At 49.3% G+C, this 12552-nt stretch carries 11 protein-coding genes; 4 read left to right on the plus strand and 7 right to left on the minus strand.

Annotated elements, in window-relative coordinates; translation table 11 throughout:
* Positions 1–83: 83 nt before the first annotated feature.
* Together Abin_RS06935 and grxB are read right to left on the minus strand one after the other, a co-directional pair.
* Entirely contained in the window at positions 84–1511 is a 1428-nt protein-coding gene (locus tag Abin_RS06935; RefSeq protein WP_048845634.1) for an FAD-binding oxidoreductase, read from the minus strand.
* A gap of 151 nt (positions 1512–1662) precedes the next feature.
* Positions 1663–2307: a glutaredoxin 2 gene (gene grxB, locus Abin_RS06940; protein WP_048845635.1), complete on the minus strand. Its 645-nt coding sequence runs from the start codon at positions 2305–2307 to the stop codon at positions 1663–1665.
* A 230-nt stretch (positions 2308–2537) separates the two neighbouring features.
* On the opposite strand from grxB, the gene Abin_RS06945 reads away from it, so the two are divergent.
* On the plus strand, positions 2538–3539 hold the full coding sequence (locus tag Abin_RS06945; RefSeq protein WP_255319384.1) for an LLM class flavin-dependent oxidoreductase: 1002 nt from the start codon (positions 2538–2540) through the stop codon (positions 3537–3539).
* Here Abin_RS06945 and Abin_RS06950 read toward each other — a convergent pair.
* Positions 3536–4603 carry a Hint domain-containing protein gene (locus Abin_RS06950; RefSeq protein ID WP_048845667.1) on the minus strand — a complete coding sequence of 356 codons (1068 nt, stop codon included), beginning with the start codon at positions 4601–4603 and terminating at the stop codon, positions 3536–3538. The genes Abin_RS06945 and Abin_RS06950 overlap by 4 nt on opposite strands.
* 586 nt (positions 4604–5189) lie before the next feature.
* Between Abin_RS06950 and rbsK the strand changes: the two genes are divergently transcribed.
* Both rbsK and Abin_RS06960 read left to right on the plus strand, forming a co-directional pair.
* Positions 5190–6206, plus strand: coding sequence for a ribokinase (rbsK, locus tag Abin_RS06955; RefSeq protein ID WP_306309184.1), 1017 nt, complete (start codon positions 5190–5192; stop codon positions 6204–6206).
* Between the two features lie 137 nt (positions 6207–6343).
* Positions 6344–7948 (plus strand): acid phosphatase, encoded by a 1605-nt coding sequence (locus Abin_RS06960; protein ID WP_084593519.1) that lies wholly within the window; start codon positions 6344–6346, stop codon positions 7946–7948.
* A gap of 19 nt (positions 7949–7967) precedes the next feature.
* Here the strand turns inward: Abin_RS06960 and Abin_RS06965 are convergent, their stop codons facing one another.
* The 4 genes from Abin_RS06965 to Abin_RS06980 all read right to left on the minus strand — a co-directional run bounded on the left by Abin_RS06965 (position 7968) and on the right by Abin_RS06980 (position 11454).
* On the minus strand, positions 7968–9164 hold the full coding sequence (locus Abin_RS06965; protein ID WP_255319381.1) for a cytochrome-c peroxidase: 1197 nt from the start codon (positions 9162–9164) through the stop codon (positions 7968–7970).
* Between the two features lie 115 nt (positions 9165–9279).
* Entirely contained in the window at positions 9280–10395 is a 1116-nt protein-coding gene (locus Abin_RS06970) for a nucleoside hydrolase (protein ID WP_048845638.1), read from the minus strand.
* On the minus strand, positions 10392–10829 hold the full coding sequence (cdd, locus tag Abin_RS06975) for a cytidine deaminase (protein WP_048845639.1): 438 nt from the start codon (positions 10827–10829) through the stop codon (positions 10392–10394). The genes Abin_RS06970 and cdd overlap by 4 nt, the downstream gene beginning before the upstream one ends.
* On the minus strand, positions 10822–11454 hold the full coding sequence (locus Abin_RS06980) for a nucleoside 2-deoxyribosyltransferase (RefSeq protein ID WP_048845640.1): 633 nt from the start codon (positions 11452–11454) through the stop codon (positions 10822–10824). Before Abin_RS06980 ends, cdd begins: the two co-directional genes overlap by 8 nt.
* Positions 11455–11651: 197 nt before the next feature.
* Here Abin_RS06980 and Abin_RS06985 point away from each other — a divergent pair, with 197 nt between their 5' ends.
* Positions 11652–12443: a ribonuclease T2 family protein gene (locus Abin_RS06985; RefSeq protein WP_048845641.1), complete on the plus strand. Its 792-nt coding sequence runs from the start codon at positions 11652–11654 to the stop codon at positions 12441–12443.
* Positions 12444–12552: the final 109 nt, after the last annotated feature.

Below are 12552 nucleotides of genomic sequence, written 5' to 3' on the forward strand. Positions count from 1 at the left end.
TTCTAGCCTGTGCAAGCCTTATCTTTATCTCGTCACGTGTACCGTTGTGCTTCCCTCCTCCTATCAGAGGGAAGCACTCACTCTCAGCCAGCGTAGACCGGGCCTTCAGGCAGCAGTTTACCGGGGTTGAGAATATTGTGCGGGTCCAACGTCGCCTTTAATGCTCGCATGACACTCAACGCCCCCTCACCATGTTCGGCTGCCAGAAACTCCAGCTTGCCAAGACCCACACCATGTTCACCACTGCAAGAGCCGCCGAGTGCCAAGGCCCGTGCTACAATCTTGCGGTCAAGATCAAGGGCTTGCTGATAGCCTTGGTCGGTCTCTTCCGTAACAATAATGGTATGAAAATTACCATCACCCACATGGCCGAGAATGGCTGCATAGAGACCCGACTTCTGAATATCGTCCTTCACACCCGAAATAAGCGCTGTCAGTTGAGAAATGGGGACGATGCAATCGGTACTAATCAACCGCATGCCCGGATGCTGTGCTTTAATGGCCCAAAAAGCGTTATGTCTGGCCTTCCAAAGACGGGCCCGTTCATCCGCACTATCGGCCCACGCAAACCCTAGACCTATGTTATCAAGGGCCAGCGTTTCCGTGACAGCAATTTGTTCTTTCACGGCTTCTGGCGATCCTGAAAATTCGAAAAACAGGGTCGTCAGAGCACGATATTCGTTAAGGTCAGAATAGCGGATGCAGGCATCCATCTGCACATCATCCAGCAATTCAACGCGTGCAATCGGAATACCCATTTGGATAATTTCAACGGCCGTATTAACGGCGTCGTCCAGATTTTCGAATTGACAGACGGCAGCGGAAAGCTGTTCCGGCTGACCATGCAACCGTAGTTGTACCTCTGTAATAATACCCAGCGTGCCTTCAGACCCCACAAACAGAGACGTCAGATCATAACCGGTCGACGACTTCCGGACACGCCCACCCGTCTGAATAATTTCTCCGTTCGCCAGCACGACTGTCAAACCGAGAACATTTTCCTTGATGGTCCCATATTTCACCGCGGCAGTGCCGGATGCGCGCGTTGCACACATGCCCCCTAATGTCGCCTCTCCACCCGGATCAACTGGGAAAAAGAGGCCAGTATCACGAAGAAAAGCATTAAGAGACTGTCGGGTTACGCCAGCCTGCACACGGCAATCCAAATCGGCCTGATTGACCTCCAGCACACGCGCCATCCGCGAAAGGTCGAGACTTATTCCCCCATCAGGCGGAGTGACATGCCCTTCAACAGATGTACCGGCCCCAAACGCAACCACAGGAACACGATGCTCGTGGCACAAACGCAGCGTTGCGGACACATCTTCCGAAGTTTCAGCAAAAACGACCCCGACCGGCATATTGGCTACCGGAAGCGCTTCACCATGGCTATGCGCATCACAGACGGACGCATTTGTGGAAATTTTGTCGCCAAGTTGCACACGCAAAGCCGATAAAACAGCATTGGCGCGTGCCGTGGCATGAAGAGGGAGTGAAGCAGTCTCCGACATAATGAGGGCTCTCTATCGCTATAATCCAGACGTTGCCGGACCATAGCGTTAGAAAACCGGATAGGTCGAGAGCCGCAGCAACGAGCCTCCCCTTCTGCAAGTGAAGGGCAAGCCGTCATCCGCCTATGTTAGGGACTGATTTAGATCACACTCAAACAGCCAGACCGTCCAGCAATGGAACACCACACTTCAGAGACATGGTCTGACGATAAGCCTCAACTTCGGGGGGATAAATCAGCCCTTTAATTAAGGAGAGGCTGTGAAGTTGTGCAAAAAGATGAATATCATCCGTCGAAAGAACCGTATTAACAGCTTCTTTTGAGTGAATCAGACTTGCAAGCTCGGCAAGTAAACTATTCAACGGAGCCAGAGCTTCTGGCCCCTCACTAAGAATATCCGTGAAAGCACCGGTTGAGCGCTCTTTATTACGAATAAAATAGGCCCGACCTGATGTTGTCGAAAATTCAGGAAATGGTGCTGACGCGGCACGAGGCAGAAACTGTCGATAAAGGGGACCATTCAGCCGCTTCATCCAGTCTGACACTGCGGGGTTTATTTGCCCGGTGAGTATAGGCGCTCCCTCTTGATCAATACGGGCCACAATATCCATGCTTTCCCCCATGAAGTGACCATTATCTTCAAGGATAGGCACCATCTTGGCACCGATCATGCGTTTAGGGGTTGCTTCATCATCATTCTGCAAAATGACCAAGTTGAATGGTATATTTTTCAGGCCAAAAATCATTCTGGCCTTAATGCAAAAGGGGCAGTGATCATAAACATATAATTGATACATAGAATAAAAATCCCTTCAGAAGCGGTGAGATAGAGTTACTCTAAGCAGAACGTCATGCCCCCTAAAGACCAACTCCTCACATAAACGTGCTTTTCCACCATCGTTGAACATCTTTGCCAAACGGTCCTCCACCTGCCCGCAAGGTCTTTCCTGACTGGTGCAGAGCCATGTGCAACACCATATGCATTAGAGCGATCTACCCTAAGGCATTTCCGTTTTCGAGGAAGACTATCGTGACGATCCCGTTTTCTGTTCTTGATCTCTCCCTGATTGCCCGCGGAAAAGGCCCAGCTGATGCATTTCAAAACACGATACACTTTGCGCAGTTAGCAGAGCGCCTTGATTTCAAACGGTATTGGCTGGCTGAACACCATAACATGCCGGGTATTGCTTCTGCCGCAACCTCCATTCTAGTTGCACAGGTTGCATCCGCCACCCGCCACATCAGGGTCGGATCAGGCGGCATTATGCTTCCCAATCACTCCCCCTTGATTATCGCGGAACAGTTTGGAACGCTCGAAACGCTTTTTCCGGGCCGCATTGATTTGGGCCTTGGTCGTGCTCCAGGGGCTGACCAGCAAACTGCACGAGCACTGCGGAGAGACCTTCACGCTCCTGACCGTTTTCCTGAAGATGTTGCCGAACTTCTGACTTACTTTGAACCGGGCACCATGAATGATACCCACTTGATCCACGCTGTTCCCGGCATGGGATTACAGGTGCCGGTATGGATTTTAGGGTCATCTCTATTTTCGGCAGTTTTGGCGGCTCATCTCGGCCTACCATATGCTTTCGCATCCCACTTTGCGCCCGCACAAATGGCGGAAGCCATCACACTCTACCGTGCGCGCTTTACACCATCAGCCCGCTGTCCGGCTCCGTACGTTATGCTCACCATAAATATTATTGCGGCCGATACAGACGCGGAAGCACGCAGACTAAAGACTTCTCTTGAACAGTATTTTCTTGCATTACGTCGGGGCCGCCCTATTGCTTTCCCACCACCATTAGAGAGCGAAAATGCTCCTTGGACAAAGCCGGAGCAAGACCTTCTGGATAGCAGCCTGCGTTATACTTACGCAGGCACTCCGGAAACCATAAGGCACATATTAAAAGACTTTGTTGATTTTCATCAACCACAGGAAATTATGGTCGCCGCCCCTATTTTTGACCACGCAATGCGGTGCCAAAGCCTTGAACTGACAAGTCAGATCAAGGCTTTGTTGGATTAATGACGCCGTCTCGGGCCATGGTAGTCTGTTTCAAGATACGGAATGGTCGTTAGTATCTGGACGTTCAGCATCCCAAGCCCTCTGGTAAGCTGGCCTTTTATCGGAAGGTGAGCATGACCGTTGGTCCAGCGTCCGCCATCTTCTTCTGGTGGATGCCAGCCGTCCAGATCTCTGGAAATATGGGTTGTCAGTCTTTTACGCTTCCGTGAGTCAAACAGAACAATATCACCGACATGGATGCCCAGATATCTTTTATCCTGCACATATGGGCCAATCACATCCACAGGGCGGCTTGCTCTTGAGGACAAATGAACCTCCTGAACGTCAGGCGGCAACATGAATGTTGCGACGTCATTTTTCTCAAGCGCTTTCTTGATAACCTGCCCCTTGTCGGTGACAAGCTGCAAATCGTGGTCATCGGTTATTTCCGGATGGTAAAAAAGAGGCTCCAACCCTCCCCGTTCAGCCCGAAGTTTAAGGCGATGATACAAGGGCTCTACAACATCGCGCTCTGTCACGACGGGCACTTCGGTGCGGGAGTGCCAATGCGTATCATTTGGGCATGGAGGCAGAGCACTGGCGACAAGGAGATTTTCCGCAATAAGAACAGCATGCGGATCTGTCTGAACTGGGTAGGCTTTATACGAGGTATATGAGCGATCATAAAAAATCGACAGTCGGTTAATCAGTAAGCAAACCGGAATAAATTTATCTTCAAAAAATAGACAATGATCTGGCGTTAACAATAGGTCTTTTGCTGGTAAACCGTCGGCTATCGCGTCTTTCAAAATACGCACAGGGTAGCCTGCTTCATCGTCCGGCAGTCCCGGCAGAGTGATCCCATAAGAAACAGAAACGCGCGTTACGTCATGGTGCTGCTCCACCCCATCCGCATACCCCAGAACAGCATGGCCGGGACGCAGTTCTTCCACGCTAACGTGCCCATCGGGCGCATGAAGTGTCGTGCCGTGCAAAAAACTGGCTTCTGGTACGATAGGGCTCGTCAGCTCGTTCTTTTTCGCAGCAAGCACCTCTGTCGGATCGGGAACTACCGGGTTTTGCAAAAAATTATCTCCTTTGCACATGGAACGCTCTATCATTTCTGTCGTTCAGACCTCGGCAGGGAATGGACCATACCAGATATTAAAAATCTGTCGGTTTTCCCCAACAATAAACAATTTTTGCTTCAGAAAGCCTTTTTCAACCGTCAAACTGAAAAAGAGGCACCCTGAATTGACACATATCGGTGCGTTTTAATGTGTTACAAAAATTATTTTAGCAAGAGTATTCCAAAAACTTTTCCTAAAATTGTCGCTATGGTCAGCGTAAAATCTCTAAAAGACCGAGCGATTCCGCCTCTCTTTTACAAAAATAAACGAATGATTAAATAAAATACATAGTCCTTAAGATTTTAGTTTTTGACTTAAATCAACATATATTCACCATTCACATGAATCAACTTTTAGATTTTCCATTAAAAATAAATATTATTTATATTTTGTTTTTCTCAACAGCTTCCAGATTTTTGATCTTTTTTGTCTATCGAGTAATTAAAATCAATAATTTTGAATTATATTCTCTCCGAAAAAACAAAAACTTCGATGCTTAAATAGTTTTATAGATGACAATATCTTCCCTATATTCATTTTCTTGCTGAAAAAATCATTCCCATTTAATCATAAGAAACAAAACAATCCTTGCTTGTCAGGAAGTCATTATATGTCCGTTATCCATCCTGCTATTGTATCATTTGGCAGCATCAATGTTGATCTGACTGTGCATGTAGATACTTTCCCAAAAGCCGGTGAAACCAAGCATGCTTCCAATTACGCTATAGGATTAGGAGGCAAAGGAGCAAATCAAGCCGCCGCAGTTGCACGCCTCTGTCAGGATAGCCAAACCAAAACCGCTCTTATCGGGCGCGTGGGCGCAGATGATTTTGGTATTTTCGCCAAAGACACATTGGCCGCTTTTGGTGTAGAAACATCTCTTATTCATACAGATCAGTCTCAGGCGACCGGCATCGCGCTAATCAACATTGATGCAAAAGGTGAAAACTGCATCACCGTAGTCGGTGCAGCCAACATGGCCGTGTCGGAAATCGACATAGAAAAAAACATCGCGCATCTGGAGAATGCCAGCGTTCTTCTTTTGCAGCTCGAATGCCCTTTAACAATCGTGACAAAGGCTGCTGCTAAAACACGCTCCGCCGGAGGTCAGGTCATTCTTGACCCAGCCCCTGTTCCCCAGGACGATCTTCCCAAAGCGCTTTGGGACGCTATCGACGTCATCACCCCTAATGAAACAGAAACCCATCGCCTCACAAATATATTGCCTGACACTCCAGAAAGTGCGGCCCAAGCAGCGGAAAAACTGCTCCAGAAAGGTGTTCGTGCAGTCGTTATTAAAATGGGGCATCGCGGCACATATTGGCACGATGGGACAAAAGGCGATTTCGTAAAGCCCTTTTCTGTGACGGCAATAGATACGGTGGCAGCAGGCGACTGCTTTAATGCAGGGCTTGCCGTCGCTTTAAATGAAGGGAAACCCTTACCTCAGGCTGTTCGCTTTGCTTCTGCCTGCGGCGCCCTCGCGACGACAAAAAAGGGGGCCGCAGATTCTGCTCCAACCAGAGAAGAAGTCGGAAAACTTCTTAATTCATATTAAGTTATTTCCATCAATTTTGAATCAGAGAAAATTTAAAAGAACACACTATCATTTTAGATTTTCTCTCTCAAAAAATTGAACCGTGCTCTTTTTTATGGGAAGATAATTCTAACTTCTTATGATCTTACGAGACCGGCATGCCCCCCTTTTTTTCTTCTCTGACTTTAGCCTGTTTTTCAGCCCGTGCAGGCCGCTCTCTAAAAAAGCTTTCCTTGATTGCAACCGTCAGTCTGCTGCTGGCACCGAATGCACCAACGCATGCAGCAAAGGTCGAACATCAACCTGATCTGTCGGCCATTCAGACTGTCGTTGTCATTTTTGCTGAAAACCGATCTTTTGATAATCTGTATCGTGGCTTTCCGGGAGCTGAAACGTCAGCTAACCTTCCTCCAGACAAGTTTCAGCAAAAAGATCGGGATGGGTCTGTTTTAAAAGAACTTCCCCCTGTCTGGGGTGGCCTGACAGCACGCGGTATTCCTAACCCTATCACCCAGTCAATGACAGAGCATCTACCCAACAAGCCCTTTGCTGTGGATGACCCTGCGAGCTTCAATGTCCCCTTGAACACCTTAACCCATGATTTATGGCATCGGTTTTACCAAAACCAGATGCAGATCAATCACGGCAAAAACGACATGTTCGTCGCTTGGGCAGACACAGGTGCCATGCCGATGGGGTATTGGAATGGTAGCCACATGAAAATGTGGAAAATTGCCGAAAAATATACCATGGCAGACCATTTTTTCATGGGGGCTTTCGGCAGTTCGTTCCTGAACCATCAGTGGCTCGCCTGCGCCTGCGCCCCCTTTTACCCAAATGCAGACACCAGCCCGTCCCATCCATCCATCGTTACAGCCAACACTGCGGGGGACGCTCTGATTGTGGCTGCCAATTCACCTCATTCGGCTCTCGACGGTGTACCGAAATTTGTCCGTGATGGTAATCTGACCCCTGACTTCCATGCTGTTAACACCATGCAGCCAGCCTATCAGCCTAGCGGAAACAAACCTGCTGACGGGCAAGACCCTCGTTTTGCAGACCCCAGCCGCCCCACAACCCTTCCTCCACAGACAATCCCCACAGTGGGAGACCGACTAAGCGAAAAAAATATCAGTTGGGCATGGTTTTCAGGAGCATGGCAGCATGTGCTTGATCACGGAAATGCGTATCCAATGCCGGATTTTCAGTATCATCATCAGCCCTATAATTTTTACGCAAACTATGCCCCGGGTACCACTGCGCGTGAACAGCATCTCCAGGATGGAGGGCTAAATGGCTCACGCTTCATTAAGCTGATTGATGAAGGCAAACTGCCACAGGTGTCGTTTTATAAGCCGCAAGGTAATCTTAACGAGCATTCGGGTTACGCTGATATTGAATCAGGCGATAGCCATATTGCGGACCTAATCAGCCATTTAGAAAAAAGCCCTCAATGGCAGCATATGCTCGTCATTGTTACATATGATGAAAATGGCGGCCTCTGGGATCATGTTGCCCCCCCCAAAGGCGACCGCTGGGGCCCTGGTTCGCGTATTCCGGCCATCATCGTATCCCCATTTGCGCGTCGTCATTATGTTGACAAAACGGTGCAGGATACGACCTCGATTATTAAGTTCTTAACAGAACGCTATGCCCTTCGACCACTAGACGGGCTTGTTCAGCGAGACCAAGGAATTGAAGCCAGCACTGGTAAACCTTTGGGGGATTTAACGGGGGCGCTCATTCTGCCCAAGGCTAGATAAACGACTTTACCGGCAGGCTTTATTTCGAAGCCTGCCCTTTCGATTCATTTCTACTGACAGAATAACCGTCGGTCAGTGTCTTTAGAAATATAACAATAGCATCAATTTCTTTATCAGATAGAACAGGTTTATTATCCACCTGTGGTCCAAATGGTGGGTCCATATTTATATTCTGATCATATTTTTTAGGAAGGTCATCATATTTCATGACCTTCCCATTTATTGTTGGGTAGATTTTTTCGGGCTGCGTATCGCGTAATACGTAAAATGCCACGGCCTCTCGCAGTGTGTGATAGACACCGTTGTGGAAAAACGTCTTCCGTGTCGCGCTATTCCTTAAAGACGGGGTACGGAATAAGCCACAATACTCAGCATGCGTGGCTAAGTCTGTTCGGTCTGGTCCACACAAACCTAGATCAAAATTATCTGGTTTTTTGTTGAAAGGTAAGTCCCGGTTCCGTGGCACGCCTGCAGCAATCATCCCATAATCTGTAAATTGCGGGGGTGTACCATCATTATCGGGTTGGCTCTTGTGGCAAGAGGCACAATTTCCCTTCTCTGGGTCTTCAAACAGCTTTAGCCCCAGTTGCTCCTCTGCCGTAAGAGCAACCTTCCCTGCCAAGTAAGCATCATACTTACTTGTGTAAGGGTAAAAGGTGCGCCAATCCTGCTGATAAGCTTCCAGCGCTTTCTGTATCACCAGAAACAAATTATCTGTCCGCATATAACCAGCAAGCTGTTTCAAATCCCCAGCATAACCGGCATCTACAGCCAGCTTGACCACATCAGATGCTGATCTATTGCCCATTTCAAAAGGAGCAAGTAGCGGTATGGCAGCCTGTTCCGCTAACGTATTGGCACGACCATCCCACGTCAGACCACCGGCAGGTCCGTTATCAATACTCTCATCCGCCTCATCCTCAGCATCGAAAAAATGTTCCGTAAACTGCGGAACATTTTGGAGGTACTTTAGAGAAGGAACAGATCGATGCCCCTGCTGCTGCATATCCGCCCCGCCATATTGCACGGACAGATCATTGGCCGGCGCAAACGCGGCAGAGGCTGTGTGACAGCTTGCACAAGATAATTTTCCTGACACAGATAACCGCGGGTCATGAAACAGCTTCTCGCCCAAGCGAGTGAGCAAAGCTGTATTTTTATAAACCTCAGCGCGGCTAAGGCCCTGCTGTGCATAGGCAACCGGTGTGCTGACCACTGCACAGCCGATTGCGAAAACAGCAACAAAAAAAGAGGAATTAACAGTCATTGTGCAGACAATAATAGCAAGTCTGCACAAAAAAATCTTCCGGTTTGAACAAAAAGACCGTTTATCAGGGCTTGGAGATTAAGTCCTTTATCAACGCCTTCATACGCGGCACATCAATTGTCAGGACAACCTTTTCCTTCTGTTCTCCCACGTCGGGCTGATACCCCTCCGACCAGGACAGAATATCCCCATATTGTGCGCCGAACATAGTATTCACATCCACATACAAGTCCGCACTGGTGCGGATAAGTGACGGGTCAAGCCACACAGCCGCAGCAATTTCGTCCCATAGTGGGAAGTTATTTGCTGAACGCTTTACAATACGCGCAATGGGCGTATCGGCTGCTGCAATATCTTTGACAAATTCAGCCGACATTTCTGTTTCAGTCGATGGATCGACCGGCACCATGACAATACGTTTCCACGGGGCGCGCATAGTGATTGATGCGGCCTCAGGGTCAAAGCGGATGTTAAATTCACGTCGTGGAGAATTACCAAATTCCCGCGCGAATTGGGCAGATGCCGGACTGGTCAATTTCTGACGCGGGTTGAGGCTCCCCCCCATGTAAACCAGCTCCTTGGCCAGACTGGCAAATTCAGGGTCAAGCTTTTGTGCCAAGGCCAGATTGGTCATGGGGCCACATTCAATGATACTAACCTGCCCCGGATACTGATGTACCATCCGGATCATGAACATGGCTGCATTTTCAGCCGACGGCTTCAGCGTGGGGTTCCCCCATGGCAGATCAGGAACCACGTCTGCCGCATGGTATGGCGGCAGAGGCTGGGTTGTTTTTTCAACCCAACTCCGCATCCATGCGCCTTTCCATACCAGTTTGCCGTATAGGGCCTCCCACTTGTCGGTCAGCTTTTCCGAGTTCACCAGTGGATAAGTTGCCCCCTGTACAACAGGCACATCTTTACGATTAGCAATTTCCAGCCCACGTAGCGCGTAAGCCGTAGCCTCTTTCTGCCAGAAATCACCGCTAACTGTTGCTATGCCCAAAACTTTGACATGCGGCGCTTTCAAAACCATCCATTGCGCAAGCGCGAACCCGTCATCATCGAAAATGACCATTCGGTCTGTTTCAGCATGCACAATCGATGGAACTATGGCCCCGATCAAGCCACCAGCAAGCAGACAGGCGCGGGTAAAATGTTTAAAAGACGCCAGTTTCATTCTGCCTGTTCTTTCTGATTGCTTGTTTCTAAATTTTCCGGGCCAAACGAAAATGGCAAAATGGAATGCAGGCTGTCTTTAAAAAGCTGCTCGCCGTTTTCATCGACCACTAAAACGCAGGTGCGTTCAGTTGCAAATTCGCGGATTTTCTGACGACACCCTCCGCAGGGCAAACACGGTATTAGCCCCTTCCCCGCTATCGTGATGGTTTCAATAACACGTGAGCCTCCGGCCGACACCATGGCCGAAATCGCGCCAGCTTCCGCACACACGCCTTCAGGATAAGCAGCGTTTTCTACATTACACCCTGAAAAAACCTGCCCATCATCCGTTATCAGCGCTGCGCCGACCTGAAAATGGGAATAAGGTGCGTAAGCATTGTTCCGTGCTGCCAACGCATGCTGCGTCAGTTTGCCAATCACAGCCTCATCCATGAGACATATCACCCTTGGCAGATGCGCCATAAATCAAGCCAGCCAAATCCTTTGCCGCAGATGTAAAGGCTGTCAGAATATCAGACGCAACAGCAATATCGCCCCCTGCCTGCCGAATAAAACCTTCCACCATCGCGTTCTGAAGCAGTCCTTCTGAATGGACAATCATGGAATCAGCATCCAGCCAGCGCACTCTCCCTCCGTTCTCCGGTTTTTCTTCCGTCAGCGGACTCTGCCATGCCTGTTCAAAATAGCGTTGGACTTTGTCATGGTATGATCGGCCATCAACAGTGTAACCGGCCATAGGCTTGTTCTGGGCTGCCATGTAGCCAATTTCTACGGCGGTACCGGGGTCCATGTCCGCTGCCCGGCGGAATGGGTCAATGCAGAACAAGGCGGCGTCACACTCATCCATCAAACCGCGATCAAGCCTGGCAATCAGCAGGCTGGTTTCCTGACCAGGCGGCAATGCTTCAACCTCGTCCTGCCCGTCAAATGGCGATACACCATGCAGACGCACCGCCGTACAGGCCTCTTTGAACGCCTTGAAAAGCTGCTGGGCATCTTTTCTAAAAACAAGGTCTCCACCAAGGTAAACCTTGGGGTAAGCCGCACTCTTGGTCATCAGATCTTCCGTGCTGCATGAAGGCCTCTTCCTTAAATCAGAGACCTATGCTGTGAATAAAAATTGTCTGAAACAATACGGTTTCGTTATAGAAAACCATAGACACCACACAAGATGTAAGCAAGAACGATAATCCTGTGCGCCCTATAGCAGGACGCATTTTTGTTTACTGAACCACCATCAGGATTATACGGCACATGCGGGCAGCCTCTCTTTTTCTATCCAGTCTTTTTGCCGCCTGTGCTTTCCTTTCCGCCTGCACGCAACAACCGCCCCAGCCTGCACGGCCCTCCCTTTCCTCTCCGTCTCTGATCGTGCCGCAGCATGCAGATTTTGGTCACTATACACTGGCCCTGACATGGCAGCCCGGTTTCTGTTCTGGGCCTGAAGGAACGACGTGTCGGGCAGATCAACCTGCGACCCCGCTCATCGGCTTGCATGGCCTGTGGGCCTCCCGCCCCTCCGATCTTATTAAAGCCCAACTTCCCGTCACCACATGGTGGCGCAAGGGCTGCGGTATTTATGAAGCCGAGGATGCAGCCCCCACTCTCACTCTGTCTCCGGCACTATCACACCGATTGTCAGAAGTTGTAGCCCACACCCACTCTGACCTTATAAGCCATGAATACGCCAAGCATGTTCATTGCTTCGCCATAGATGGTGAACAGTTCTTCACTACAGCCACTAACCTGCGTGATCGTTTTGCAGATCTTCCTTCAGCCAGCTATCTGACATCTTTGGAAGGACATGAAGTAGAAAAGCAGGATCTTGTCACGCACATTACAGCAGATACTGGGGCCCTGCCGGAACGGGGCGTTCAGTTTCAGTGCAACAAAAATGCGTCTGGTCAAACAGTCCTTGCCCAGATCTGGTTCACTCTGAAGCCCAATGCCCTGTCCGCTTTTCCCAAAGCGGATGCTTTTCTGTCCAGCCCACAGATGCAGGATAACTGTCCGGCACGCTTCCTCGTGCCGCGATGGACGCATTAAAAGGCTTGTGGATGCAGTCGGCTTTCTGGTGCATGGATTGTTGTGTTGTTTTCTCATTATCTTAAGCCAAAATCAGCGGCGTTATCTCCCGTGATAGAAGGACCGTTTC

The organism is Acetobacter indonesiensis, from assembly GCF_000963945.1.
Lineage (GTDB): Bacteria > Pseudomonadota > Alphaproteobacteria > Acetobacterales > Acetobacteraceae > Acetobacter > Acetobacter indonesiensis.